A 25870-nucleotide genomic window follows, 5' to 3' on the forward strand; every position below is an offset into this window, starting at 1 on the left:
CAAATGAGGGCGATCATGGCAAGCCGGACACTAATGCATGTCGCTCAAAAGTGGCCCCGGTTCTGAGAGAACGACATGCATCCGGACAAAAACATGAAGCGCCACGCGCTTTATGTGATCGGTCCGACAAAAAGGGCGGTCATTGGCGACCGCCCCCTGATCTGAACCGGGCTTGGGAGGAGGAAAAGCCGATCCGACTAACTAAAATCATGCGCTTCCTCGGTAAACGAGAAGTTAACGCTCTTCCCGCCGCGGCTGCGTTGTCTACCAGCGCGGGTTCGGCGCCGTGCCTGACGGAACCGGCACCTTGGCCGCCGACACCGTCGCCTCGACATGATCGACGAGCGCATCCGGCAGGCCGAGCCGGCCGGCGAGCAGGTCGAGATAGCCGCGTTCGGCGCGCGTATCGGGGTCGATCGTCAGTCGGGACGCCGTGTAGAGCTCGAGCCTCTGCTCATCGGTCTTGGCGCCTGCGACCAGCGTATCGAGGTCGAGCGGGCTGTCCAGCTCGGCCATCAGAAACTTTTCCGCTTCCGTGCCGATGCCGGCCAGACTGAGCTTGCCGGCGATCTTTTGGCGTTCCGCGTCATCGACATGGCCATCGGCCTTGGCCGCCGAGATCATCGCCCGCACCAGGGTCAGCGTGAACTCGTCCTCCCCCTGTGGCGCCTGTGAAGGATGAAAGCCGGTGTCGGCGGGCGGCGGCAGCAATTCCGGCTGGCCGGCCGCCGGCGCCTGCTCGGGTGCATTGCCGGCCTTGTAATTCTGGTAGGCCTTGTAGGCGAGACCGCCGATCGCAGCCAGTCCGCCGAGCTTCACGGCCGTGCCGGTGACCTGCCGTCCCGTGCCGGTTCCAAGCAGCACCGCGGCCAGCGCACCGGCGGCCAGCGGATTGTCCTTGGCCATCTGCACAGCCTGCCCGGCCTTGTCGCGAACGGTGCCGGTTGTGCCGGGAACTTGCGAGCCGAGCAGATCGTCGAGAAGCTTCTTGGGGTCGAACATGGTGCCTCCAGAAAAGGGCCCGCGCCAACGTGGACGGGCAGGTTTTGGACGTTGCAGACGTAGGTCCCGATTGTTGACATTACAATGACGGACCGGCGCTTTGCTATCGGCGCCGGCAATGCCGCAAATCAAATTCGATGTGTCGAAACCCGCCTCGGCTTCGGTTAGTGTCGCCGCAACGTCGGCGAGGGAGGAGTTTTGCCGTGACCGATCAGCCAGACCGCGACCAAGCACGAGATCCCCAGGATCTGGAGCGCCTGCTAATTGATCGGCAATGGGCGGGAGACATTGAGGGCATGGTAGCGCTGTTCGAACCCGATGCCGTCATCGACACCGGAGCAGCCGAATTGACGCGTGGCCATGAGGCGATCCGCGCTTTGTTCGAAGCCTTTGCCGCGAGCTGGCGAAAATTCCAGCGCGGCGAGCAGCGCCCGGCGGCCATTAACGGCGAACTCGCGTTGACGTCGACCAGGCTTGCCGACGGCTCGATAACCTCAGAGGTCGCGCGCCGGCAGGCCGACGGCACATGGCTGTGGGTGATCGACCGCTATTCTGTCGTGTGGTGATTCAGTCAGGGCGTCGGCGGCACTTAACTGCCGATATGTCCCCTGCCCTGCGCCTGCGCAAGTTCGACCTGGCGCTGGCGCTCGGCATAGCGGGTGCGATCCTCATCCGAGCGTGCCTCGTAGCAATGCGGGCATGACACGCCGGTGGAAAAATGCGGCGACAGCCGGTTCTCCGGCGTCAGCGGATGCCGGCAGGCGCGGCAGAGTTCGGCCTCGCCTTCGGTCAACCCATGCGACACCGAGACCCGCTCGTCGAAGACGAAACACTCGCCCTGCCACAGGCTGTCTTCGGCCGGCACCTCTTCGAGATATCTGAGGATGCCGCCCTTGAGATGGAACACATCCTCCAAGCCGAGCGACTTCACATAGGCCGTCGCCTTTTCGCAGCGGATGCCGCCGGTGCAGAACATCGCAACCTTGCGGCCGTCGAGTTGGTCGCGGTGTTTTTCCACCCAGGCCGGGAATTCGCGAAAGCTCGACGTGCGCGGGTCCACCGCGCCCTCGAACGTGCCGATCGACACTTCGTACGCGTTGCGTGTGTCGATGACGATGGTGCCGGGGTCCGAGATCAGCGCGTTCCAGTCGGCCGGCGCGACATAGGTCCCCGCACCCGTCGCCGGGTCGAGGTCTTCGACGCCCATGGTGACGATCTCGCGCTTCAGCCGCACCTTCATGCGATGGAACGGCATTTCGGCGGCAGTGCTGTATTTGACCTCGAGATCGGCAAGACCCTCGATGGCCTCGAGATAAGCGATCAGGTCGGCTATGTCGGTTTCGCTGCCGGCGACCGTGCCGTTAATGCCCTCCTGCGCCAGAAGCAGCGTGCCCTTGATGCCGCGCCCGCAGCAGAAGGCGGCAAGCGGCGTGCGCAAGACCCGCAGCGCGTCGAAGTCGCCCAGCCTCGCAAATTTGTAGAGCGCGGCGACGCGCACGGGTTCATGGTTGGTCATCGCCAAGCCACTAGACCGTGGTCAAAGCGGATTCAAGGCAGAGCTAAAGACACTTCGTCGGTATTCGCCCGCAGGCTCGTTGGCCGACATGTGACATCGCGGCAGGCCGAGTTTCGTGGACTCGGAATCGGCCTTCTGCTAATCGGTTGAAATCACCCAGGGAGAGAAAAGCCAATGCCCAGCAAGACCGAAAAGCTCCTGTCGCTGCTCAATGGCCAGCCGGTCATTCCGGTGCTGAAGATCGCCAATGTCGCGGACGCCGTCCCGCTCGCCCGGGCGCTGGCCGCCGGCGGCCTGCCGGCGATCGAGATCACGTTGAGAACCGCCGATGCGCTGGAAGCGATCCGCCGCGTGGCCGGTGAGGTCGAGGGCGCCATTGTCGGCGCCGGCACAATTCTCGATGCCAAGCAGTTCGACCAGGCAGCGGCGGCTGGCTCGAAGTTCATCGTCAGCCCCGGCATCACGCGCGAGTTGCTGGCGGCGGCCAAGGACAGCGACGTTCCCTTGCTGCCCGGCGCCATCACGCCCGGCGAGATCATGGCTGCCCGCGAGGCCGGCCTGCGGTTCCTGAAATTCTTCCCGGCCGAACAATCCGGCGGCATCGCCTCGCTGAAGGCCTTTGCCTCGCCGCTGGCCGACGTGAAATTCTGCCCGACCGGCGGCATCTCGGCCAAGAACGCCGCCGACTATCTCAGCCTGTCCAACGTTATCTGCGTCGGCGGCTCGTGGGTGGCGCCGGACGAGTTGGTCAAGGCCGGCAAGTGGGATGAGATCGAGGCGCTCGCACAGACCGCGAGCAAGCTCGGAAAATAACCTCCGCTACTTTATCTTTGCGCAATCCCAAGGGAAGCGCTCCGCGCTTTCCCGGGAAAATCACAGTGTTCCCGGAATTGCACTCGGCACAAAAACCCGCCAGCTGCGCCGACCGGGTTTGCTACGCGTTGAGATTTTGGTTCCCGCTCAAGGGCTCGAACCTCGATTCACGCCTTCAAAGGGCGCTGTCCTACCATTAGACGAAGCGGGAATGCAGCTTGGTGGTTAGCATTCTGTGGCGATGGAAGCCAGTGCTCGAGATCTCGCTAAAAACAAAAGCCGCACGGGTTGCCCAGCGCGGCTTCGAGTCGATAACGCCCCGGTCACGCCCTTACTTCGTCTGGAAGCGGGCGACCGAAAGGAATTTTACGGCATTGCCGGTGAAGCGGTTGGCATCGGCCATCTGGTTGTCCGCCTGGAAGCCTGCGGTGTAGACCTCGCTCGGCGGCGTATGCACGATGTTGTAGGCATAGCGCGGCGCAGTCGTCGGGCTGGAAACGGTGGCGATGTTGTCGCCGCTGCTCAGCGCCCAGCGCGTCGCCTGCGGTTCGGCCGCCACCACCACTGCCTTCGGTCCTGGCTTCAGGTCGCGAGCCGAAGCCCTTGCTTCCTTGCGTGTCGTCTTGACGCCGGCGCCGATCACCGAGGCTGGATCGGTACCGGCGGGACGGGCAGCAATAGCACCGCGCGGCGATGCGGCATCGACACCTGACGGATCGTTGAACGCCGAGCGAGGCTCGAGCGACGCAACCTGATAGTCGTCGGTAGCACCGGCTGTATCGGCGGCGCTGGCCTGTTCGAGAACCGCCTTGACCTCGTCCGGACGCTGCGACGGCAGCACCGAGAACGCGTCGGTTGCGGTCTGCTTGTGGGCAGCCGTATCGGCCAGCGCCAGCAGAACGCCCTTGTCCTGCGGCGCAAGCTCAGCCGGCGGCGAAGAGCGGTCGGGACGCCAGGTCGGCAACGGGACGTTGACCGCGACCTGCGCCGGAGCGGCAGCTTGATCGGCCCCCTGGTCGGCATTGCTCGCATCGGCCGTGCCGAACGGCACATTGGCCGGCGCCTGCGCCGTCGCCACCGTCTGTTCGGTGGTGGCATCGGCCACGCCGAACGGCACGGTCTCAGGTTGTTGCGCGCCGACATCGGCCTTCGGCCGCGGTGCGAAAGCGGGCAGCGGCACTTCCTTGGCGGGCAGCGCGGCGATGATCGTCTCCGGCGTGTCCTGCGGCTCCGAATCGTCAGCGCTGTCGTCGGCAAGCTGCGGAATGTTGGCGCGCTTGGCGTTCTGCGGCGACACGATCGCGATGCCAGGCAGATTGCTGTTGTTGTTGCTCGTGGCAGCCAGCACCGGCTTCACGCTTCTCGGCGGCGGCGCGGCGGTAGCGACATCGGCGCTGTCGTCGGCTTCGTCTTCACCGCCACCGCCAAAGAACGCGGACAGGAAGCCACCGGATTTCTTGGTGCTGCCGCCTGCGCTGGCCATCATGATGGCAGGAGAACCGGCGCCCTTGCGCGCCTTGTAGGAGGCGAGCGCTTGGTCATAACCCGGCAACGGCCTGCCGTCGCTCGGCACATGCAGCGTCTTGCCATTGGGGAACAGGCTGACCAGTTCCTGGCGGCTGATGCCTGGCCAATGCCGCACATTGCCGACGTCCATGTGGACGAAGGGCGAACCCGACGACGGATAGTAGCCGACGCCGCCGCCCTGCATCTTCAGGCCGATGTTGCGCAGCTTTTTCAGCGGCACACCCGGAATGTAGAAGTCCATCGCCTTGCCCAGCATATGCTGGCTTTCCTTGGCGACACCGCGGCTGCGGCTGCGCAGCATCGAATTGGTCGACGGCGAGCGATAGCCGCAAACGACCTGGATGTAGTCGGTGGCGCCGGCCTGCCGGTAAGCTTCCCACACCAGATCGAGCAGGCGCGGATCCATCTTGGTTGGTTCGTTGCGACGCCAGTCGCGCAGGATGATGTTGATCTTCCTGAGGCCTGCCGGATCGTAGCGGCCATTGCGCTTGTAGACGATCTCGGCCTTTTCGTGCGTGTGGAGGTGATAGAGCTTGAGCGAGCGCGTTTCAGCGCTGGCGCCGGCAGCAGTTGCGGCGAGGAAAGCGAACGCAACGATCAACGCTGCCAGCCATCTCGGCCAGACGCCCATGTGATCGCGCCGCCCGTTTCTGTGTCGTTCGACTTTGTTCAAATCAAAAGGCCTTGCAGGCTGCCGTTTGTCCCCGGATTTGTCCAAACGGATGCGTGGTTCTCACATCCGAATATCGATCCTAATGGTTAATCATCGCTTATTGAAGCCGAAATGCGGTAACACCGTGGCGATATCCCGTCAAAAATAATACACAGGATTTCTTGGTAAACTGCTGGTTTAGATCAAGATTTAGCCTTTTCCCGCTACACGATCTGTTACCGCTGGCCTTAATGCGTGAACAACGCTGTCCGCATCAGCCATATTCCCGCCCCAACCCTTATGCAGCGCCGGATGTGGCATGGCAAGCTGGTCCCGGCCTTGCGTTGGCAAGCTGTGGAATTCGGCGTTCAGGAGGCAAGGCGGTCGAGGCGGCCGGTTTCCGGGTCGATGCCGTATTCCTTGAGCTTGCGGTAGAGCGTCGAGCGGCCGATGCCGAGACGCCGTGCGACCTCGCTCATCTGGCCGTTGTAATGGTCGATGGCGAGCTTGATCATTTCGAGTTCGACATCGGCCAGCGCACGCACATTGCCACGCTCGTCCAGCGCCCTCAATGTGCCGAAACGCTGAAGCAACCTGGCCGGAGGGGCGAGCTCGGCAGCTGCAGTACCGGCATCATCAGTCTGCGCGCCATCGCCTTGCGATCCGGTGCTCAAGGCCATGCCGGGGTCCGACAAGGACGCATCGGCGTCGAGATTGACGGTGCCGTCGACCTGCGCCCGGATCTGCGGAAATTCGTCAGTCGTGAGCACATCGCCTTCGGCAAGCACCGAGGCCCTGAACACGGCGTTTTCCAGCTGCCTGATGTTTCCCGGCCAATCATAGGCCTGCAGCATGGCCAGTGCGGCATCCGAGATGCCGTGCAGGCGATTGCCCGCCGGCGCCACCTTGTCCATGAAATGCTTGACCAGATAGGGGATGTCGTCGCGGCGGTCGCGCAGCGGCGGCACGACGATCGGGTAAACGTTGAGCCGGTAGAACAGGTCCTCGCGAAACTTGCCGTCCTTGACCTGCTGCAGAAGGTTGCGGTGCGTGGCCGAGATCAGCCTGATGTCGACCCTGACGGTGGAACGGCCGCCGACCGGATCGACCTCGCCATCCTGCACGGCGCGCAACAGCTTGACCTGCACGTCGAGCGGCAGGTCGCCGATCTCATCCAGGAACAGGGTGCCCGAATGCGCCTCGACGAACTTGCCGGTGTGCTTTTCGGTGGCGCCGGTGAACGAACCTTTTTCGTGACCGAACAGGATCGATTCGACCAGATTGTCGGGGATGGCGCCGCAATTGACGGTGACGAACGGCTTTGTGCGGCGTTCGCCGCTGCCCTGGATGGCGCGCGCCACCAATTCCTTGCCGACGCCCGATTCGCCCTCGATCAGGATCGGGATGTTGGAGGCCGCAGCCTTCTGGCCGAGGCGGATAACCCGGTCCATCGCCGGGCTGTGCGTAATCATGTCCTTGAATGTCAGGTGGCCGCCGCGACGCCGCGACGTGCGCTTGACCTCGTCCTCGACGGCCTCGACCTTGAGCGCGTTGCCGATCGCGGTCTGCAGCCGGTCGGGAGACGCCGGCTTGACGACAAAATCGAAAGCGCCGTGGCGCATCGCCGAAACCACCGTTTCGATGCCGCCCTGCGCAGTCTGCACGATGACGGGAACAGTGATGCCGCGCTCGCGCATCGCCTTCAGCACGCCGATGCCGTCGAGGCCCGGCATGACAAGGTCGAGGATGACTGCCGAAATATCCCTCGCATTGGGTCCGTCAAGCGCGCTCAGACCGGCCTCGCCGCCATCGGCAACGATGGCGCTGTGGCCGAATTTCGTCACCGCCGCCTCGAGCAGCCGGCGCTGCACGGGATCGTCATCGACTATAAGAATGGAACCTGTCATGACTGATTTGAGTTGCCCGCCTGGGAAATTCCCATGGATCATCTTGGCACAGGGTTCTAAACAAGGTTTCAAAAAACCCGGTGAACGAATTCCTTAGGATTTGACCGGCTTGTCCTTTCCCCTTGATTCCAGAAGGTAATTGTTGATGAGCAGGATTCTCGGTCGGCAGCTTGCGGCGGTAGCGTCCGGTCAGGGCGCGGCGGAACTCGGCGACCTGCCGGAATGGAATCTCGCCGACCTCTATTCCGGCATGGAAGCACCCGAACTGAAGCGCGACCTTGCCAAGGCGGCGGCCGATGCCGTCGCCTTCGAGAACCGCTGGAAGGGCACGCTGGCTGCGGAGGCCGAGCGCGGCAGCGCCGGCAGGCTTGGCGAGGCGCTGACAGCCTATGAGGCGCTGGAGGAACTGATCGGCCGCATCGTCTCCTATGCCGGCCTGATCTATGCCGGCAACACCGCCGATCCGCAGCGCGCAAAGCTCTATGGCGACATCCAGGAGAAGATGACCGACGCCAGCGCGCATCTTTTGTTCTTCGCGCTGGAGCTGAACCTGATCGACGACAAGGCGCTCGAAGCAGCCCTCGCCGCCGACGCCGGCTTTGCCCATTACCGCCCCTGGGTGCTCGACCTCAGAATGGACAAGCCCTACCAGCTCGAGGACCGGGTCGAGCAGCTGTTCCATGAGAAATCGATCACCGGACGCGGTGCCTGGAACCGGCTGTTCGACGAGACGATGACCGATCTGCGCTTCGACATAGACGGCGAGGAACTGACGCTGGAGCCGGCGCTGAACCGCCTGCAGGACGCCGATGGGGAGGTCCGCCGCCGCGCCTCCGAAGCGCTGGCCGCAACCTTCCGCAAGAGCCTGCGCACCTTCACGCTGATCACCAACACGCTGGCCAAGGACAAGGAGATTTCCGACCGCTGGCGCGGCTTCGAGGACATCGCCGATTTACGCCATCTCGCCAACCGCGTCGAGCGCAGCGTGGTCGATGCGCTGGCGTCGGCCGTGCGCGAAGCCTATCCGCGCCTGTCGCATCGCTACTACGCGATGAAGGCGCGCTGGCTCGGCATGGAGGTGATGAACCACTGGGACCGCAACGCCCCCTTGCCCGAGACGCCGCAGGCCGTGATCCCTTGGGACGACGCCAGGAACACCGTGCTGTCGGCCTATCAGCGCTTTTCCCCCGATATGGCGGAGATCGCCCGCGTCTTCTTCGACCGCAACTGGATCGACGCGCCGGTCAGGCCCGGCAAGTCGCCCGGCGCCTTCGCGCATCCGACCGTGCCTTCGGCGCACCCTTACGTGCTGCTAAACTACATGGGAAAGCCGCGCGACGTGATGACGCTGGCGCATGAACTCGGCCACGGCGTGCATCAGGTGCTGGCCGGCGGCCAGGGCGCCCTGATGGCTTCGACGCCGCTGACGTTGGCCGAGACGGCCTCGGTATTCGGCGAGATGCTGACCTTCCGTTCGCTGCTCGACCAGACCACCGACAAGCGCGAGCGCAAGGCGATGCTCGCCCAGAAGGTCGAGGACATGATCAACACGGTCGTGCGCCAGATCGCCTTCTACGAGTTCGAGCGCAAGGTGCATGCAGAGCGCAAGAACGGCGAACTGACCTCCGACAAGCTCGGCCAGTTCTGGCTCGAGGTGCAGGCAGAAAGCCTGGGGCCGGCGATCAAGCTGCGCGAGGGCTATGAGGTCTTCTGGACCTACATCCCGCACTTCGTCCACTCCCCCTTCTACGTCTACGCCTATGCCTTTGGCGACTGCCTGGTGAACTCGCTCTACGCGGTCTACCAGAACGCCGAGCATGGCTTCCAGGACAAGTATTTCGAGATGTTGCGCGCCGGCGGCACCAAGCATCACTCGGAGCTTCTCGCCCCCTTCGGCCTCGACGCCACCGACCCCGCCTTCTGGCAGATCGGGCTTGGCGTGATCGGCGGCCTGATCGACGAGTTGGAAGCGCTCGACAGTTAATGCGCGCACCCATTGGACCGATGGCGCAGAGTGACAGGTTCAGGAGCGGCCTCGACTTTGCGGAATTGCAGAACAGTTTAGCCGGAATGCATGTGACGGCAGCGCTGTTGTTGTTCTAAATACCTGTTCTTGAATAACTCTCCGGCGAAATTTCCGTTAGCTTTCCCGAAGCCGTATGATAGCTTTCCGATCGAAGCTCAGCCGGGCGCGCGGCTTAAGGCCGGACAGCATCCCGGCCCATGGCAGCGGTCTGACGAATGCGACAGCGACGGTTGGCAATGGGCGGCAAAGCCGAACGCCGACACTCGACGACAGACCGGCTGTTCCCTGAGCCGCCGAACCACATTGGATGATCCGATCTGCCAAGGTCATGACTTGGGACGGCGGCGGACGGATCCGACTGGAGAGAGACGATGACCTTCTTTTACATTGTCCTGGCGTTCCTTGTAGGTGTGTTGGTTGGCTGGTTTATCTGGGGCCGGCTGCGCGGCGAACTTGACAGCCTGCGCGGCGATCTCGACCGCACCCGCAGCGAGCGGGACAGACTGCGCGCCGACGCCGATCGTCTGACTGGCGAACTCGACGCCTGCGGCAAGACCCGCGCCGATCTCGAACGCCGGCTGCGTGAAACATCGGCTCCATCCGCCAAGCCTTCCAGTTCGGCGCCGGCGGCGCTGGTATCGACAGCGGCAAAGGCCAAGTCCGCCCCGGCCGCGAAACCGGCCCCCGCCAAACCCGCCGCGGCCAAACCAGCTGCGGCCAAATCCGCGGCCGCAAAACCAGCGGCCAGCAAACCTGCCGCCGCCAAGGCCGCGCCCAAAGCCGCTGCTTCAAAGCCCGCTGCCGTCCCGAAGAAGGCCGCCCCGGCAGCTGGGAAGGCCGATAATCTGCGCCGCCTGATCGGTATCGGCCCGGTCAACGACAAACTGCTCAAGGGCCTTGGCGTCACGACCTACGCGCAGATCGCCGGCTGGACCGCGGCCGACGTCAAGCGCATCGAGGACACGCTGAATTTCGACGGCCGCATCGCCCGCGAAAAGTGGGTCGAGCAGGCCAAGCTGCTTGCCACCGGCGACGAAAAGGAGTTCGCACGCCAATTCCCGAGCGCCGGGACCGCCAACAACAGCTGATCCGTCATCGGCAACATAACCAGAAGGCGGCGCTTTCGGGCGCCGTCTTTGTTTTTGCATTCGCCACTGTCTTTGCGCCCTGCGACGCCGCTCCCTCGATTGCACGCCGCCCGGCCCCCATATAGAGCGGTTCTGGCGTCATCGACCGCAGTACCCGAGCCCCATGCCCCTGCCCTCTGCCATTTTCCGCAACGATGAAAGCGGCCGTCAGTTGGTCTTCGACCACCCGGCCGACATCATCATTGCCTATGATGCCAAGGATTTTCTGCCGGCGCTCGCGGCCGCGCAGGCGGCGAGCGATGCCGGCAAATGGCTGGCCGGCTATTTCTCCTACGAAGCGGGCTATCTGCTCGAACCGAAACTCGTGCCGCTGTTGCCTGAAGGCCGGCGCGCGCCACTGGTTTGTCTGGGTGTCTTCGATGCTCCGGCCGAAGAGGCCGTGCCGCGCAACGATGCGCCGGCCACCAATGGCCCCATCTTCGACGCCAAGGCCAGTTGGTCCGCTCAGGACTACGCCAAACGCTTCGCGCGCCTTCACGACCACATCCGCAAGGGCGATTGCTACCAAGGCAACCTGACCTTTCCGGTCCGTGCCCAATGGTCGGGCGATCCGCTTGCTGCCTTCGACGCACTGACAGGACGCCAGCCGGTTAAGTATGGCGCGCTGATTTCGCTCGGCGATCCCATCGTCTTGTCGCGTTCGCCCGAGCTGTTCTTCGAGATCAATGCCGAAGGCATGATCGAAACCCATCCGATGAAGGGTACCGCACCGCGCGGCGCGACCAAGGCCGAGGACGCGCGGTTGAAGTCCTTCTTGCGCAGCGACGAAAAGAACCAGGCCGAGAACCGAATGATCGTCGATCTCCTGCGCAATGACATCTCGCTGATCAGCGAGGTCGGCACGCTGGAAGTGCCGGAACTGTTCCGCATCGAGAGCTACCCGACCGTCCATCAGATGGTGAGCCGTGTGCGGGCGAAGCTTCTGCCTGATCTCGGCATCCGCCAAATCTTTGGCGCGCTGTTTCCCTGCGGCTCGATCACCGGTGCGCCGAAAATCCGCGCGATGGAAATCCTGCACGAGCTGGAAGACACACCGCGCGACGTCTATTGCGGCGCCATCGGCTGGATCGCGCCTGGCGGCATGATGCGCTTTTCGGTGGCGATCCGCACTATATCGCTCTTTTCCAGTGGCGAGGCCGTTTACAATGTCGGCGGCGGCGTCGTCTTCGATTCGACGGCGCAAGGGGAGTATCAGGAGTGTCTGCTGAAGGCGCGCTTCGCGACGGGGACACCGCCGATTTCGAGCTGATCGAGACGATGCGCTGGGAGCCCGGCCAGGGCTTTCTGCGCTTCGAACGCCATCTCGCACGCCTTTACGGCTCGGCGGAAGAACTCGGCTTTGCCTGCGATCCGCAGCGGATCGGCGAGGTGCTGGCGAATACTATCGGGGCGCAGCAGACGGCGCTGCGCACCCGGCTCGTCCTGCAGCGCAATGGCGAAGTCACCGCCTCGGTCCAGCCCTATGAGCCGTTCGCCGCCGACAAGGTCTGGCGGCTGCAGCTGGCACGGGTGCGGCTCTCCTCCACCGACACGCTGCTGCGCCACAAGACCGGCCGGCGGCAAGTCTACACTCACGCCCGCTCCGAATATCTGATCACCCAGGCCGACGAAGTGTTGCTCGCAAATGAGCGCAGTGAAATCTGCGAAGGCACCATCACCAACGTCTTCGCCGATTTCGGTGATGGCATGCTGATGACACCCAGGCTCGACTGCGGCCTGCTGCCTGGCGTATTGCGGGCCGAGCTGCTGGACGAAGGCCGCGCCCAGGAGGCGATCTACAGCTATGACGAGTTGAAATCCGCCAAAACACTGTTCGTCGGCAATTCTCTGCGCGGCTTGATCCCGGCAACATTGGCCTGATACGAAGCGGCTGCGAGAATAACCGCCGGCATTGGACACTTTCTAGCGAAGCATGAATTCTCGTCAGCCCACGCACACGCCCTATGATGGCTCCTCAAAGCTCTTCACCATCGGGCTGAAGCCGCTCGAGCTCGACAAGTGGATCGAGGTCGACCGGTATCTCTTCGACCATCTCGCCGAAAAGCGCCGGCTCTATGCCGAAATTCCCGACAAGGTGTTTGTCGAGGAAGACGGCACGCGCGACACCCAGCGTGAAGTGCGCGGCCTCATCGAAGCACATCTGCTGTCGACATTTCCCGGGATGTACCGGCGCACCAATGCCGGGGTTGAGGTCATTGGCGCCAAAGCCGACTCTGACGCCACCTTCCCCGATGCCCCGCTGGTCGCAGCGTCGCTGCTCGTCCAGGAAGACCTGATCCTGATGCGCCGTGACGACACCGGCTGGCGACTCGCCGCCGGCTCGCTGTGCTTCCCGTCATCCTGGTCGCTGGTCGAAAAATTCGGCCGGCCGCTGCAGCAGATCCACGCACCGGTGCCGGGCTTCGGTCCGGGCACCAGGCCGGCCGAGCTCATCAACCGCATGTTCGACGGCCTGCAGGGTCAGGCTGTCGAACGCTTCAACTGGTCGATCCAGGCCGGCGACGCGCTCTATCACCCGCTCTCCAATGTCGAGCGCATCGACCGCGCCACCAGGCGCCCCTCGCGATTTCCCGACGGCGACGTCAACACCCACGCCTTCATCCGCGTGGAGCGCCAGACGCTGCGCAAACTGCCTCTGTCGCGCGACATCCTGTTCACCATCCGCATCCATCTCGACCCGCTGAAAGTGCTGGCGCGGCATCCCGACCGGGCAACGCTTGCCGCCTCTTTCGCGGCGCAATTGCAGGCGCTGGATGAGGCTCAACTCGACTATAAGGGGATGACATCAGACCGTGACCGGCTGGTGCAACGCCTGCAAACCATGGCTCAGGAGTGACGATGATCCGACATGTTCTGAAGCTAGCCGTCCTGCTCGGTGCATTGCTGGCGTTGCCGGCAACAGCGCATGCGGAACCGGTGACCTATGCGGGGAAGCTCGGCAACATCGACATCGTCGTCGAGTTTACCGGTGATCCGGCGACGGCTGGAGAGGCACTGGCGGGCCGCTATTTTTACCGCTCCAAGGGCGTCGATATTCCTCTGCAGGCGAAGTCGAGCAAGGGCGCCACCTTTCAATTGGCCGAGGAAGAAGCCTGCGATGCCAAGAAGTGCGGCGACGGCCAGGCTCCACCCATCGGCGCCGTCTGGCGGTTGAGTTCCGCCGACAAGGGCAAGACGCTGGAAGGCACCTGGACGGCCAAAAAGACCCTGCCGCTGAAGCTGACAAGGATCGCCAGCCGTGCCCAGACGGAGACGCCGGCGACGACGCCACGCGATCTCTATGATTTCACCGACATGACATTCTCGGGTGACGATGCGCCGATCACCATGGCGGCATCGCCCTACGACTATCTCAAGCTGGATTTCGCGCCCAAGGCAGACGCCAAGGAAGGTTGGCCGGATGCAGCCTACAACTATGTCACCGATCCGCGCACCAAATTCGCCAGGCCGCGCATCGTCGATCTCGCCTGCAGTGCGCCGATCGAAGCCGCCAATGCCTTGCTGCAGAACCGCCATTGGCATGACAGCCTCAGCGCCTTGACGTGCGCGGCGCTGCAATATGCCGGTTTCCACGACGGGCCGCCGATGGAGGGCATGGACGACGATTCGCTTGGCGGCTATGAAGACACGACGTCCAAAGTTACGTCATTGACGCCGAAGCTGATGAGCTGGTCGGAATCCGGCAGCCTCTATTGCGGCGGTGCGCATCCGAACAACTATTCCGACGCCTATGTCATGGACGTGCGCCGTGGCGCCTTGCTTACCCTTCAGGACATGTTTTCCGATACGGTCGACGGCAAGCCAGGCCCCTCGCTGGCCACCTTCGTCAAGGAGAAGCGCAAGAAGCCAAGCGACCAGACCGAGGTGGATTACGAGGCCGAATGCGGCATCGACGATTTGATCGGCGACTATCTCGGCGCCAGCCTGAAGCGCGATGGCGACAGGCAGGTTCTGGTCTTCGGCCTGCAAGGTTTGCCCAACGTCATCCAGGCTTGCGGCGGCGATCTCGTTGAAATCCCGGACTCCGAAGCACAAGCGCTGCTCACGCCGGAATTCGCGAAACTGCTCGAACCGTAGGCGCATCTGCGCCGTCGGGAACTAACCTTATCCCTGCTTTTCGCTTTATTGTGACAATGATCTATGGTTTGTCGCGCGGCGGTCGAACGGCCGTTTTGGCGCGTTGCTTGAAGGAGTGCTCGATAAAATGGCGAATGAAAACTGGCCCGTTTACGGTGAAATCACCGGCCCTGTCGTGATGATCGGCTTTGGTTCGATCGGACGGGGAACGCTGCCTCTGATCGAGCGCCATTTCAAATTCGACAAGTCGCGCATGACGGTCATCGACCCGCTCGACACCGACCGCAAGCTGCTCGACGAGCGCGGCATCGCCTTCGTCCAGGAGCACGTGACCGAGAAAAACTACAAGAAACTGCTGACGCCGCTTTTGACCAATGGCGGCGGCCAGGGCTTTTGCATCAATCTGTCGGTCGATACCGGCTCGGTCGACCTGATGCGGCTCTGCCGCAAGCTCGGCGTGCTCTACATCGACACCGTCGTCGAGCCGTGGCTCGGCTTCTATTTCGACGCCAGGGCCGACAATGCCAGCCGCACCAACTACGCGCTGCGCGAAGCCTTGATCAAGGAGAAGCACGACAAGCCCGGCGGCGCTACCGCGGTTTCGACCTGTGGCGCCAATCCGGGCATGGTCTCGTGGCTCGTCAAGCAGGCGCTGCTGAACCTTGCCGGCGACCTCGGCCTCGAGTTTTCCGAATCCGCGCAGGACGACCGTGACGGCTGGGCCAAGCTGATGAAAAAGGCCGGCGTCAAGGGCATCCACATCGCCGAGCGCGACACCCAGCGCACCAAGAAGCCGAAGCCGATGAACGTGTTCTGGAACACCTGGTCGGTCGAGGGTTTCATCTCGGAAGGGCTGCAGCCGGCCGAGCTCGGCTGGGGCACGCATGAGAGATGGATGCCGAAGAACGGCAAGGAGCACAAGCATGGCTCCAAGGCTGCGATCTATCTCGAACAGCCCGGCGCCAACACCCGCGTGCGCTCCTGGTGCCCGACGCCGGGCGCGCAATACGGTTTCCTGGTGACGCACAATGAGGCGATCTCGATCGCCGACTTCTTCACCGTGCGCGGTAAGAAGGGCAAGGTGCAATACCGCCCGACCTGCCACTATGCCTATCACCCCTGCAACGACGCCGTGCTGTCGCTGCACGAAATGTTCGGCGCTGCCGGCAAGCCGCAGCCGGTCCACCATGTGCTTGACGAAAACGAACTGGTCGACGGCGTCGACGAGCTTGGCGTGCTGCTCTACGGCCATGCCAAGAACGCCTACTGGTACGGTTCGCAGCTGTCGCTGGCCGAAGCCCGCAAGCTGGCGCCCTACCAGAACGCTACCGGCATGCAGGTCACCTCGGCCGTGCTCGCCGGCATGGTCTGGGCGCTGGAAAACCCGGAAGCCGGCATCGTCGAGGCCGACGAGATGGACTACAAGCGCTGCCTGGAAGTGCAGTCCCAGTATCTCGGACCAGTCAAGGGCTACTACACCGACTGGACGCCGCTCGATAACCGTCCGGGCCTGTTTCCCGAGGACCTCGACAAAAGCGACCCGTGGCAATTCCGCAACATCCTCGTTCGATAGCGGTTCCATACCCCTGCCTCACTGCCTTGCAATCGCCCGGAAATCGGGCGATTGAAGGGATGCGGACGAGAGCAGTGTGCATCCATTTGGACGCACGAGGGACGGCTCTGGAAACTCGAGGCCACGCACATCGTGTTCTCCAAAACGTCGTTTGACGATTGGGCCGATGCGTCAGGAGAGGATTTGATATGACGATTGCGCGCAAAATTCTTTCTGCGGGCGCGGCGGGCGCTCTTGCGACGATGCTTGCCGCCTGCACCACCGGCGGCTCCGACGGGCCACCGATCTCATCGCAGGCGCGAGGCGTCGAAGGCTCATGGCTGAACGCCGAAGGCAAGGCGGTCTCGACATTGAACGGCGGCGTCTTCACCACCGTTTCGGCGGAGACCGGTGAGAAATTCGCTGACGGCAGCTACACCAAGACCGGCGCCACCTCGGTCGAGATCAACGGAACCTCGCTTATCCGGCAGCAGCCAATCGCTTTCAACTGCCTGCTGGTGTCCATAAACCAGCTGAATTGCACCAGCTCCGCCGGGCAGAACTTCGTGCTGACCAGGCGCGGCTGAACCTTTCCCATGCGGCTTTGCGGATGGCGGCGGCGCGATGCCGCCGCCTTTTTTATGCCGGCAAACCGATGCCGGTTATCCGCCCTGATTCTTCTTGCATCGCCACAACCGCGATGTGAACATACCCGAAATGCTGGCTGTTATCCTGCAGTCGGGCAAGAGCGTTAAACGCCTTTGATCATATCCGGGAGACGAAGATGAAGAAGCTCGCCGCCATTGCCGCCCTCTCTGCCTCGACACTCGGCCTGTCGGCCGCACCATCCTTTGCCGACTACACGTTGAACATCCTGCATTTCAACGATTGGCACAGCCGCATCGAAGGCAACAACAAATACGAGTCGACCTGCTCGGCCGAGGAAGAGACCAAGGGTGAGTGCATCGGCGGCGCCGGCCGGCTGGTCACCGCGATCGCACAGGAGCGCAAGAAGCTCGAAGGCCAGAACGTGCTGCTGCTCAATGCCGGCGACAGCTTTCAGGGATCGCTGTTCTACATCACCTACAAGGGCACGGCGGAGGAGGAATTCCTCAATCAGATCAAGCCCGACGCGGTGACGCTCGGCAACCACGAATTCGACGATGGCGAGAGCGCGCTGGTGCCTTATCTCGACAAGGCGAAGTTCCCGATCGTCAGCGCCAATGTCGTGCCCAACGACAAGTCCGGCGCCGCAGGCAAGATCAAGCCGTCGATTGTGCTTGAGGTCGGCGGCCAGAAGATCGGCATTGTCGGCGCCGTGACCAACGACACGCCGGAACTCGCCTCTCCCGGCCCCAACATCACCATCGCCGACGACGTCAAGTCGATCACCGCCGAGGTCGAGAAGCTGAAGGCGCAAGGCGTCAACAAGATCATTGCCGTCACCCATATCGGCTACAGGCGCGAGCGCGATGTCATCGCCAAGATCCCGGGCATCGATGTGGTGGTCGGCGGCCACAGCCATTCGCTTCTGTCCAACACCGACCCGAAGGCGGAAGGCCCCTATCCGACGATGGTCGACAACCCCGACGGCTCCAAGGTGCCTGTCGTGCAGGCCGCGTCCTATTCGAAATATCTCGGCGAATTCAAGGTCGTGTTCGACGACAATGGCAACGTCAAGGAAGCCAGCGGCGACCCGATCTTCCTCGACAAGTCGATCACTCCCGATCCGGCCGTTCTTGCCCGCATCAAGGAACTCGGTGCGCCGATCGAGGCGCTGAAGAACAAGGAAGTGGCCGAGACCACCGAGGCCATTGACGGCAGCCGCGAAAGCTGCCGCACCAAGGAATGCGCGATGGGCAACCTCGTCTCCGACGCCATCCTCGACCGCGTCAAGGGACAGGGCGTCGAGATCGTCGTCTCGAATGGCGGCGGCTTGCGTGCTTCGATCGACAAGGGCACCGTGACCATGGGCGAGGTGCTGACCGTGCTGCCGTTCCAGAACACGCTGGCGACCTTCCAGATTTCCGGCAAGGATCTGGTTGCCGGGCTGGAAAACGGCGTCAGCCAGGTCGAGGACGGCGGCGGCCGCTTCCCGCAGGTGGCAGGTCTCAAATACTCCTTCGACAAGTCGGTCGCGCCCAATGCCGGCCGAGTCAAGTCGGTCGAGGTGATGCAGAACGGTGCCTGGGCGCCGATCAATCCGGACAAGGACTATCTGGTCGCCACCAACAATTACGTCCGCCAGGGCGGCGACGGCTACAAGGTCTTCGCCGAGAAGGCCAAGAACGCCTATGATTACGGCCCGGGCCTCGAACAGGTGGTCGCCGACTATCTCGCCGCGCACCGGCCCTACACGCCCAAGCTCGACGGCCGCATCACCGAGGTTGCCGCAACCGTAGCGGCTGCCCCGGCCGCCGAGCCGGCAAAACCAGCCGAACCGGCACCTGCTCCAGCCGAACCGGCAAAACCGGCCGAGGCTGCACCGGCGGAGCCGGCGATGCCCGCATTGCCGGCAGGCTCCGGCGACATCACCACCACGCCGCCGACTGTCCCGGCGGAAACCGCCCCGGCAACGCCGGCACCGGCCGAACCGGCAAAACCGGCCGAAGCCGCACCTGCTCCGGCAAAGCCGGCTGACGCCGCCCGGGCCGAAGCCAGCCATGTCATCGTCGCCGGCGATACCTATTGGGATCTCGCCAAGAAGGCCTATGGCGACGGCGCCAAGTGGAAGGTGATCTCCGAGGCCAACAAAGGCTACGAGCCACGCCGGCTTCCGGTCGGCGCGACCTTGACCATTCCGGCGAAGTAACCTCGCTTCGCACTCACGACCAGCAAAACCCGTCCGGGTAACCGGACGGGTTTTTGGCTTCAAGGTAAGGTGCGGCCAGACGCAGCATTGAAAACTCGCGCCACATCGCTAGGTTCGCCCGACATCGTCGGTTTCGCGGTGTCGGGAGACCTTCATGACGCTTTCCACGCCTGTCGACCCCAAAGCTGCGAAAGCGCTCGACCCGCTACCGGCCCGACATCCGCCGGTAAAGGCAGGCAAGATCGGCGTCATGCTGGTCAATCTCGGCACGCCCGACGGTACCGATTTCAAGCCGATGTGGCGCTATCTCCGCGAATTCCTGTCCGATCCGCGCGTCATCGAACTCAACAAGGCGATCTGGTATCCGATCCTCTACGGCTTGGTGCTGACCACCAGACCGAAGAAGTCCGGCGCCAATTACGCCAGGATATGGAACCGCGAGAGGAACGAGTCGCCGCTGCGCACCTACACCCGCGCGCAGGGCGAAAAGCTGGCCGCAGCGCTCATCGACCTACCCGATGTCGTGGTCGACTGGGCGATGCGCTACGGCAACCCCTCGACCGCGAGCGTCGCTCAAAGGCTGGTCGAACAAGGCTGCGACCGCATCCTGTCGTTCCCACTCTACCCGCAATACTCCGCGACCACCACCGCGACCGCCAACGACCAGCTGTTTCGCGCCTTGATGAAGATGCGCCGCGCGCCTGCCGTGCGCAGTGTTCCGCCCTACTATGACGAGCCGGTCTACATCGAGGCGCTCGCCCGTTCGATCGAACGGCATCTGGCAACGCTAGACTTCGAGCCCGAGGTGGTCATCACCTCCTATCACGGCATCCCGAAGCCCTATTTCGAGAAGGGCGATCCCTATCACTGCCACTGCCAGAAGACGACACGGCTGTTGCGTGAACGACTGGGGTGGGATGAAAAGAAGGTGATCATCACCTTCCAGTCGCGCTTCGGCGCCCAGGAATGGCTGCAGCCCTACACCGACAAGACGGTCGAGAAACTGGCGAAGGACGGCGTGCAATCGATCGCCATCGTCAACCCAGGCTTTTCCGTCGACTGCATCGAGACGCTGGACGAAATCGGCCGCGAGGCGGCCGAGACCTTCCATCACGCCGGCGGCGAGAAATTCGCCCACATCCCGTGCCTCAACGACAGTGCAGAAGGCATGGCGGTGATCGAGGCGATGGTGCGGCGCGAACTGTCGGGCTGGGTCTGAGGCCGCCACGTTGCGGCGATCGATCGCGCAGTTGCGCTATTCCATGCACTAATAATCAACGATCACCTGATTGTAACATTATTGAAACACACCTAAGTGTTTGGTGAAGTCGGTTGCATGGAATCAACGCCATGGCCGGCATCTGAGGGAGATACAAATGGACTTCAGTGGTTTCGGTATTGCGATTGGTGCGCTTGCCTTTCTGGTGTTGGTGCTTCTTATCAAAGGCATCCGGACAATCCCGCAAGGCTATAATTATACGGTGGAGCGCTTTGGTCGTTACACCAAAACACTAAGCCCCGGCCTCAACCTCATCGTGCCGTTCGTCGACCGAATCGGCGCCAAGATGAACATGATGGAGCAGGTGCTCGACGTTCCGAGCCAGGAAATCATCACGCGCGACAACGCCATTGTGGGCGTCGACGGCATCGCCTTCTACCAGATCCTCAATGCGGCCCAGGCCGCCTACCAGGTCGCCGGCCTGGAGAACGCCATCCTCAATTTGACGATGACCAACATCCGTACCGTCATGGGTTCGATGGACCTCGACGAACTGCTGTCGAACCGCGACGCCATTAACGAACGGCTGCTGCGCGTCGTCGACGAAGCGGCGCATCCGTGGGGCATCAAGATCACCCGCGTCGAGATCAAGGACATCAATCCGCCGGCCAACCTCATCGAATCGATGGGCCGTCAGATGACCGCCGAACGCAACAAGCGTGCGCAGATCCTCGCCGCCGAAGGCCTCAAGCAGTCGCAGATCCTCGAGGCCGAGGGCCGCAAGGAAGCCGCCTTCCGCGACGCCGAGGCGCGCGAACGCTCGGCCGAAGCCGAAGCGCGAGCCACCCAGGTTGTATCGGAAGCCATCTCCAAGGGCGACGTGCAGGCACTCAACTACTTCGTGGCGCTGAAATACACTGAAGCGATGGGCAAGATCGGCACCGCCAACAACAGCAAGGTCGTGCTGATGCCGATGGAAGCCTCGGCGCTGATCGGCACGCTCGGTGGCATAAGCGAGATCGCCAGGGAGGTGTTCCGCAGCGAAGGCACTGCCGGCGCCGCCAGGCAGGCCGCCCGCCCTCCGGTGGTTCGCCCAAGCGAGAATTGAGGCTAGCTGAGAACTGAGATCATAGGAGCGCACTCCCATGTTCGACCGCATCATTTCCGAACTTGGTCCGTGGAATTGGATGGTTCTGGGCTTCGTCCTCCTGGTGATGGAGGTCATCGCGCCAGGAATATTCATGCTGTGGATCGGCATCGCCGCATTGGTGATCGGTGTGATTTCCCTGCTCGTCTGGGACGCAAGCTTCTGGGCCTGGGAAGTCCAGGTCCTCGCCTTCCTGGCCCTGTCGCTGGTCTCGGCCTTTGCCGGAAAGAAGCTGGTTGGTGGGCGTAATACCCCTAGCGACCAGCCGCTGCTCAACCGGCGCGGCGCGCAGTTGGTCGGCAGGATGGCAACGCTGGCCGAGCCGATCAAGGACGGTCGCGGCCGCATCAAACTCGGCGACACACTGTGGCGCGTCTCCGGTCCCGACCTGCCGGCCGGCACGCAGGTGCGCGTCGTCAGTTCGGCCGACACGGATCTGGAACTGACCGTCGAGGCTGTTTGACATTTCGAAAGCGCATGGCGCTTTCGATCCGGAAAATCAGGCCGCGTCGTCTAGGGCTTCCCGAACGCGACGCGTCCTTTGATTTTTTCAGGCGGCGCCGATGCGCAGCAGGTCGTGCAGATGAACCAGTCCCACGAGCCGCCTGCCTTCGACCACCATCAGGCTCGTAATGGCCGAATTGTTGATAATCTGCAGCGCCGTCGCCACCAGCGTGTCCGGTGTGGCCGTCTTCGGCTTTTTCGTCATCACCTGATCGACGCTCATTTCCATGAGATTGCTGCCGATGTGACGCCTGATGTCGCCATCGGTGATGATGCCCACCAACGCGCCATCCGCCGTCGCGATCGCCACGCAGCCGAAGCCCTTGTTCGACAATTCGAGGATCGCCTCGCGCATGCCCGTGCCGGAAGCCACCAGCGGCAGCCTTTCGCCGACATGCATGATCTCGTGGATCTGCGTGAGATTGGCGCCGAGCTGGCCGCCGGGGTGGAACGTGCGGAAATGGTCGGGCGTGAAGCCGCGCGCTTCGAGCAGCGCTATGGCCAGCGCATCGCCGACCACCAGTTGCAGCAGGGTCGATGTCGTCGGCGCCAGACCGTGCGGGCAGGCTTCCGGCGCGGACGGCAGGAGCACCACCACGTCGGCCGCGCGCGCCAGCGCCGAGGCCGCGCCCGCGGTAATCGCAATCAGCGGGATCGAGAAGCGCCTGGAATAGGCGACGATGCCCATCAATTCTTTGCTCTCGCCGGACCATGACATGGCGATGATGGCATCGTCTCTGGCGATCATGCCAAGGTCGCCATGATTGGCCTCCGCCGGATGGACGAAGAAGGCAGGCGTGCCGGTCGAAGCCAGACTAGCCGCGATCTTAGTGCCGATATGGCCGCTTTTGCCGACGCCGGTGACTATGACGCGGCCATTGATGCGCGACACCATGTCGACGGCGCGGGCGAAAGGTTCGGCCAGTTCGTTCTCCAGCGCGGCGGCCAATGCCGCCACGCCGGCCTGTTCCGTGGCTACCGTTCTCAGCGCCGAGGCGATCGAAGCCTCCAAAGGCTTCTTTTCTTGGGATCCCGCATGCATGGCTGATGCGATTAGCGCTTTGCCGTTCGCCTGTCCAACAGAATTGCCGTCCAGCCATGTCCGACAGGCCGCCCTTCAACCCTCCGTTAACCATCCCCGTTTACGGTTCGGTAAGTATGGCGCGCTTGCGCCGCGCAAGCAGTGGTGACGATGTCGCGGGCCCAGCCTCAAGAGAAAAAAGGTCGAACGGGCAGAGCCTTTTGCGCTCTGCTTCTGGCGACGAGCGTGCTCGCTTTGCTGCGGCCAACTGCGCTTCATGCCCAGGAGACGGAGCTGCGGGGTGAAGTTTCGGAATCGGCGATCCTGTCCGACCAGCAGCGCCGGGCCAGGCAATTGAGCAAGGCCAACACGCAGGTCAAGCCCGCCCCTGCCGACACCGCCCCCACGGGAAACACGCCAACCGCCTATGTGCCGGCCAGCGATGGCGCCTTGCCTGACGACACCGACCCGTCACAGGCCGGCGCAAACAGCATTTTCGACCCGCCGGCGACCATCGACAATTCGTTCGCCGACAAGCCGCCAACCGTCCAGCCACGCCGTCCGTCGACGGCAAAGCAACGCGCCGCCGCGGATGCAGACAAGGCCAAGGACAAAACCAAGGCTGCCGACAAGAAGAAGCCTGGCAAAGCCACGGACCAGACCACCACCGGAACGACCCCGGACGGCACTGCGGCAGGCGACGCCGATCAGGACACAGCTAACCGCCGTGTCCTCACCGTCGACGGCGTCGACCGACGAAAGCTCGACCCCGGCGCCGAGCGCACCAACGCCATCGAGGGCCAGAAGAAGAAGCTCGAGGACGACCCGTACGCGGCAACCGGCATCAAGGTCGGCTCGTTCCTGCTGCGGCCGACGCTCGAGCAGGGCGTTGCCGTCACGTCGAACGCCGATTCCAGCGCTGGCGGCAAGTCGGCGGTGCTGTCCGAAACGGCGCTGCGTTTCTCCGCCGCCTCCGATTGGCGCGAGAATTCGGCGGTCATCGACGGCTACGGCAATTTCCGCAACACCATTTCGGGCCAGAAGATCAATGAGGCACGCGGCCGTATCCAAGGCACGTACAATGTCGACCTCGACAATGAACTGCGCGCCATCGCCAAGCTCGGCTACGAGATTGCGCCGGAATCGGCCTCCGCGCCCGACGCCATTGCCGGCGTCAAATCGCAGCCGATCCGCCAGACGGTCGACGGCAGCCTCGGCGTCGAGAAGGACGTTGGCAAGATGCGCTTTGCGCTGACCGGCGCAGTCACCCACGACATCTATGGCGATGCCGAACTTACCGATGGCACCTCGCTGTCGCAGAAGGACCAGGACAACACGCTCTATACCGCAACGTTGCGGACCGGCTATGAAATTTCCCCGGCTCTGACGCCCTTTGCCGAGATTGAGCTCGGCCGCCGGGTATATGACCAACGGATCGACAACAAGGGCTTCGAGCGCTCTTCGACCCGGCTTGGCGCACGCGCCGGTATCGAAGTCGACATGGGCGAGAAGCTCAAAGGTGAGTTCTCGGCCGGCTGGCTGCGGGAAGCGATCGACGACAAGAACCTGGAGGCGATTTCGGGAGCCACCATCAATGCCGACCTCAAATGGTCGCCCGAGCGCGGCACCATCATCGGCCTCACCGGGCGAACCACGGTCGAAGGCACAACGAATGCCGGTGAGAGCGGCGACATCCTCTATTCCGGCCGCCTCACCGGCGAGCGGCAGATCCGCGCCGACCTGACCGGCAACGCAGCCCTTGGGCTCGACTGGCGCAATTACACCGGCTCCGACGGCCATGACATGACACTGAGTGCAGAGGCCGGGCTGACCTGGTGGCTGAACCGTTACGTCGGTCTCACCAGCCGCGCCCGCACCGAAAAGCTGACCAGCAATCTGCCCGGGCGCAACTACACCGCCAACAGCATCTATTTGGGGCTGAAGCTGCAGCGGTAGCTAAAAAGCAGCGCCGCGACGCTCGGACGGCTTCATCTCATCGAGCAGCGTGCGGATGACGCCGGCCATGTTCTCGTTCATGTCGCTGCGCCACAGCGCGAAGGCGACATTGGCCTCGACGAACCCTTCCGGCGAGCCGCAATCGAAGGTGCGGCCCTGAAAGTGGTAGCCAAAGAAGGGCTGCTGCTTTTCCAGCTTCAGCATCGCGTCGGTGAGCTGGATCTCGTTGCCGGCGCCCTTTTCCTGGCTTTCCAGGATCTTGAAAATCTCGGGCTGCAGGATGTAGCGGCCGTTGATGTAGAGATTGGACGGTGCGGTGCCGGTCTTCGGCTTTTCGACCATCTCGGTGATGCGGAAGCCGTGATGCGTGTCCTCGCCCCGGCCGACAATGCCATATTTGTGGGTCTCGGCCGGATCGCATTCCTGCACGGCGATGATGTTGTTGCCCGTCTCCTCGTAGAGCTCGACCATGGCCTTCGTGCAGCTCTTCTCCGACTGCATGATCATGTCGGGCAGCAACAGCGCGAAGGGTTCGTCGCCGACCAGTTCACGGGCGCACCAGACGGCATGGCCAAGCCCCATCGGCACCTGCTGGCGGGTGAAGGAGGTCTGCCCAGGCGCCGGCTGCAGCCGCTGCAGGCGGGCCAACTGCTCGTCCTTGCCGCGCTGTGCCAGCGTATCATAGAGCTCGAACTGGATATCGAAATGGTCTTCTATGACCGCCTTGTTGCGGCCGGTGACAAAGATGAAATGTTCGATGCCGGCCTCGCGCGCCTCATCAACGACATACTGGATGACGGGCCGGTCGACGACGGTCAGCATCTCCTTGGGGATGGCCTTTGTGGCCGGGAGAAACCGTGTGCCGAGACCGGCGACCGGGAAAACTGCCTTGCGAACTCGCTTCATGCGTCAATTATCCGTTTGAGGGCGTGCCCGGCAATCCCGCCTCGCGACATTTTCGCGCCGGAATTGTGGATTATCGGGCCATTGA

The 25870-nt window shown here is 63.1% G+C and carries 21 protein-coding genes and 1 tRNA gene; 15 read left to right on the top strand and 7 right to left on the bottom strand.

Annotated features, from left to right (window positions below; translation table 11 throughout):
- Positions 1-264: 264 nt before the first annotated feature.
- Positions 265-1002 carry a tellurite resistance TerB family protein gene (locus AC3EML_RS28950; protein WP_023671935.1) on the bottom strand — a complete coding sequence of 246 codons (738 nt, stop codon included), beginning with the start codon at positions 1000-1002 and terminating at the stop codon, positions 265-267.
- Positions 1003-1139: 137 nt separating this feature from the next.
- Between AC3EML_RS28950 and AC3EML_RS28955 the strand changes: the two genes are divergently transcribed.
- Positions 1140-1568 carry a YybH family protein gene (locus AC3EML_RS28955; RefSeq protein ID WP_280940046.1) on the top strand — a complete coding sequence of 143 codons (429 nt, stop codon included), beginning with the start codon at positions 1140-1142 and terminating at the stop codon, positions 1566-1568.
- 23 nt (positions 1569-1591) lie between these two features.
- On the opposite strand, the gene trhO is transcribed toward AC3EML_RS28955, so the two are convergent.
- Complete coding sequence (gene trhO, locus AC3EML_RS28960; RefSeq protein WP_352521413.1) at positions 1592-2518, bottom strand: oxygen-dependent tRNA uridine(34) hydroxylase TrhO; 927 nt, start codon at positions 2516-2518, stop codon at positions 1592-1594.
- 174 nt (positions 2519-2692) lie between these two features.
- Between trhO and AC3EML_RS28965 the strand changes: the two genes are divergently transcribed.
- Positions 2693-3331: a 2-dehydro-3-deoxy-phosphogluconate aldolase gene (locus AC3EML_RS28965; protein WP_023747148.1), complete on the top strand. Its 639-nt coding sequence runs from the start codon at positions 2693-2695 to the stop codon at positions 3329-3331.
- A 137-nt stretch (positions 3332-3468) separates the two neighbouring features.
- On the opposite strand, the gene AC3EML_RS28970 is transcribed toward AC3EML_RS28965, so the two are convergent.
- The 3 genes from AC3EML_RS28970 to AC3EML_RS28980 all read right to left on the bottom strand — a co-directional run bounded on the left by AC3EML_RS28970 (position 3469) and on the right by AC3EML_RS28980 (position 7417).
- A tRNA-Gln gene (locus AC3EML_RS28970) sits at positions 3469-3542 on the bottom strand.
- 120 nt (positions 3543-3662) lie between these two features.
- The gene (mepK, locus tag AC3EML_RS28975) at positions 3663-5489 is read right to left on the bottom strand and encodes a peptidoglycan L,D-endopeptidase MepK (RefSeq protein ID WP_023671939.1); all 1827 of its coding nucleotides are present in this window, start codon (positions 5487-5489) and stop codon (positions 3663-3665) included.
- A 389-nt stretch (positions 5490-5878) separates the two neighbouring features.
- Positions 5879-7417 carry a sigma-54-dependent transcriptional regulator gene (locus AC3EML_RS28980; RefSeq protein ID WP_023686396.1) on the bottom strand — a complete coding sequence of 513 codons (1539 nt, stop codon included), beginning with the start codon at positions 7415-7417 and terminating at the stop codon, positions 5879-5881.
- A 145-nt stretch (positions 7418-7562) separates the two neighbouring features.
- On the opposite strand from AC3EML_RS28980, the gene AC3EML_RS28985 reads away from it, so the two are divergent.
- From AC3EML_RS28985 to AC3EML_RS29040, 12 genes are all read left to right on the top strand, one after another.
- Positions 7563-9401: a M3 family oligoendopeptidase gene (locus tag AC3EML_RS28985; protein ID WP_488505367.1), complete on the top strand. Its 1839-nt coding sequence runs from the start codon at positions 7563-7565 to the stop codon at positions 9399-9401.
- A gap of 413 nt (positions 9402-9814) precedes the next feature.
- On the top strand, positions 9815-10531 hold the full coding sequence (locus AC3EML_RS28990) for a protein in NADH-ubiquinone oxidoreductase complex (RefSeq protein WP_023820661.1): 717 nt from the start codon (positions 9815-9817) through the stop codon (positions 10529-10531).
- A gap of 163 nt (positions 10532-10694) precedes the next feature.
- Positions 10695-11840, top strand: a complete 1146-nt coding sequence (locus AC3EML_RS28995; protein WP_352521414.1) for an aminodeoxychorismate synthase component I — start codon at positions 10695-10697, stop codon at positions 11838-11840.
- The gene (locus AC3EML_RS29000; protein WP_352521415.1) at positions 11789-12451 is read left to right on the top strand and encodes an aminotransferase class IV family protein; all 663 of its coding nucleotides are present in this window, start codon (positions 11789-11791) and stop codon (positions 12449-12451) included. Before AC3EML_RS28995 ends, AC3EML_RS29000 begins: the two co-directional genes overlap by 52 nt.
- A gap of 52 nt (positions 12452-12503) precedes the next feature.
- Positions 12504-13427 (top strand): heme-dependent oxidative N-demethylase family protein, encoded by a 924-nt coding sequence (locus AC3EML_RS29005; RefSeq protein WP_023725182.1) that lies wholly within the window; start codon positions 12504-12506, stop codon positions 13425-13427.
- A gap of 2 nt (positions 13428-13429) precedes the next feature.
- Positions 13430-14668 (top strand): hypothetical protein, encoded by a 1239-nt coding sequence (locus AC3EML_RS29010; protein ID WP_352521416.1) that lies wholly within the window; start codon positions 13430-13432, stop codon positions 14666-14668.
- Positions 14669-14795: 127 nt separating this feature from the next.
- Positions 14796-16241 carry a homospermidine synthase gene (locus tag AC3EML_RS29015; RefSeq protein WP_352521417.1) on the top strand — a complete coding sequence of 482 codons (1446 nt, stop codon included), beginning with the start codon at positions 14796-14798 and terminating at the stop codon, positions 16239-16241.
- Positions 16242-16429: 188 nt separating this feature from the next.
- Positions 16430-16807 carry an Omp10 family outer membrane lipoprotein gene (locus AC3EML_RS29020; protein ID WP_023683250.1) on the top strand — a complete coding sequence of 126 codons (378 nt, stop codon included), beginning with the start codon at positions 16430-16432 and terminating at the stop codon, positions 16805-16807.
- 197 nt (positions 16808-17004) lie between these two features.
- Entirely contained in the window at positions 17005-19032 is a 2028-nt protein-coding gene (locus AC3EML_RS29025) for a 5'-nucleotidase C-terminal domain-containing protein (RefSeq protein ID WP_352521419.1), read from the top strand.
- Positions 19033-19186: 154 nt separating this feature from the next.
- Entirely contained in the window at positions 19187-20251 is a 1065-nt protein-coding gene (gene hemH / locus AC3EML_RS29030) for a ferrochelatase (protein ID WP_023714032.1), read from the top strand.
- A 157-nt stretch (positions 20252-20408) separates the two neighbouring features.
- Positions 20409-21359: an SPFH domain-containing protein gene (locus tag AC3EML_RS29035; RefSeq protein ID WP_023671952.1), complete on the top strand. Its 951-nt coding sequence runs from the start codon at positions 20409-20411 to the stop codon at positions 21357-21359.
- Positions 21360-21396: 37 nt separating this feature from the next.
- Complete coding sequence (locus tag AC3EML_RS29040; RefSeq protein WP_023671953.1) at positions 21397-21861, top strand: NfeD family protein; 465 nt, start codon at positions 21397-21399, stop codon at positions 21859-21861.
- 87 nt (positions 21862-21948) lie between these two features.
- Here the strand turns inward: AC3EML_RS29040 and AC3EML_RS29045 are convergent, their stop codons facing one another.
- The gene (locus AC3EML_RS29045) at positions 21949-22944 is read right to left on the bottom strand and encodes a KpsF/GutQ family sugar-phosphate isomerase (RefSeq protein ID WP_023683246.1); all 996 of its coding nucleotides are present in this window, start codon (positions 22942-22944) and stop codon (positions 21949-21951) included.
- Between the two features lie 150 nt (positions 22945-23094).
- Here AC3EML_RS29045 and AC3EML_RS29050 point away from each other — a divergent pair, with 150 nt between their 5' ends.
- Positions 23095-24879, top strand: a complete 1785-nt coding sequence (locus tag AC3EML_RS29050; RefSeq protein WP_488505370.1) for an outer membrane beta-barrel protein — start codon at positions 23095-23097, stop codon at positions 24877-24879.
- Here AC3EML_RS29050 and galU read toward each other — a convergent pair whose 3' ends face one another.
- Positions 24880-25785: a UTP--glucose-1-phosphate uridylyltransferase GalU gene (galU, locus tag AC3EML_RS29055; protein ID WP_023714035.1), complete on the bottom strand. Its 906-nt coding sequence runs from the start codon at positions 25783-25785 to the stop codon at positions 24880-24882.
- Between the last annotated feature and the right edge of the window lie 85 nt (positions 25786-25870).

The organism is Mesorhizobium sp. P170090 (genome assembly GCF_057786115.1).

Coding starts and splice junctions, on each gene's coding strand:
- AC3EML_RS28950 (WP_023671935.1), bottom strand. CDS start 1,002: ATGTTCGACCCCAAGAAGCTTCTCGACGATCTGCTCGGCTCGCAAGTT.
- AC3EML_RS28955 (WP_280940046.1), top strand. CDS start 1,140: ATGTGTCGAAACCCGCCTCGGCTTCGGTTAGTGTCGCCGCAACGTCGG.
- trhO (WP_352521413.1), bottom strand. CDS start 2,518: ATGACCAACCATGAACCCGTGCGCGTCGCCGCGCTCTACAAATTTGCG.
- AC3EML_RS28965 (WP_023747148.1), top strand. CDS start 2,693: ATGCCCAGCAAGACCGAAAAGCTCCTGTCGCTGCTCAATGGCCAGCCG.
- mepK (WP_023671939.1), bottom strand. CDS start 5,489: ATGGGCGTCTGGCCGAGATGGCTGGCAGCGTTGATCGTTGCGTTCGCT.
- AC3EML_RS28980 (WP_023686396.1), bottom strand. CDS start 7,417: ATGACAGGTTCCATTCTTATAGTCGATGACGATCCCGTGCAGCGCCGG.
- AC3EML_RS28985 (WP_488505367.1), top strand. CDS start 7,563: ATGAGCAGGATTCTCGGTCGGCAGCTTGCGGCGGTAGCGTCCGGTCAG.
- AC3EML_RS28990 (WP_023820661.1), top strand. CDS start 9,815: ATGACCTTCTTTTACATTGTCCTGGCGTTCCTTGTAGGTGTGTTGGTT.
- AC3EML_RS28995 (WP_352521414.1), top strand. CDS start 10,695: ATGCCCCTGCCCTCTGCCATTTTCCGCAACGATGAAAGCGGCCGTCAG.
- AC3EML_RS29005 (WP_023725182.1), top strand. CDS start 12,504: ATGAATTCTCGTCAGCCCACGCACACGCCCTATGATGGCTCCTCAAAG.
- AC3EML_RS29010 (WP_352521416.1), top strand. CDS start 13,430: ATGATCCGACATGTTCTGAAGCTAGCCGTCCTGCTCGGTGCATTGCTG.
- AC3EML_RS29015 (WP_352521417.1), top strand. CDS start 14,796: ATGGCGAATGAAAACTGGCCCGTTTACGGTGAAATCACCGGCCCTGTC.
- AC3EML_RS29020 (WP_023683250.1), top strand. CDS start 16,430: ATGACGATTGCGCGCAAAATTCTTTCTGCGGGCGCGGCGGGCGCTCTT.
- AC3EML_RS29025 (WP_352521419.1), top strand. CDS start 17,005: ATGAAGAAGCTCGCCGCCATTGCCGCCCTCTCTGCCTCGACACTCGGC.
- hemH (WP_023714032.1), top strand. CDS start 19,187: ATGACGCTTTCCACGCCTGTCGACCCCAAAGCTGCGAAAGCGCTCGAC.
- AC3EML_RS29035 (WP_023671952.1), top strand. CDS start 20,409: ATGGACTTCAGTGGTTTCGGTATTGCGATTGGTGCGCTTGCCTTTCTG.
- AC3EML_RS29040 (WP_023671953.1), top strand. CDS start 21,397: ATGTTCGACCGCATCATTTCCGAACTTGGTCCGTGGAATTGGATGGTT.
- AC3EML_RS29045 (WP_023683246.1), bottom strand. CDS start 22,944: ATGCATGCGGGATCCCAAGAAAAGAAGCCTTTGGAGGCTTCGATCGCC.
- AC3EML_RS29050 (WP_488505370.1), top strand. CDS start 23,095: ATGTCGCGGGCCCAGCCTCAAGAGAAAAAAGGTCGAACGGGCAGAGCC.
- galU (WP_023714035.1), bottom strand. CDS start 25,785: ATGAAGCGAGTTCGCAAGGCAGTTTTCCCGGTCGCCGGTCTCGGCACA.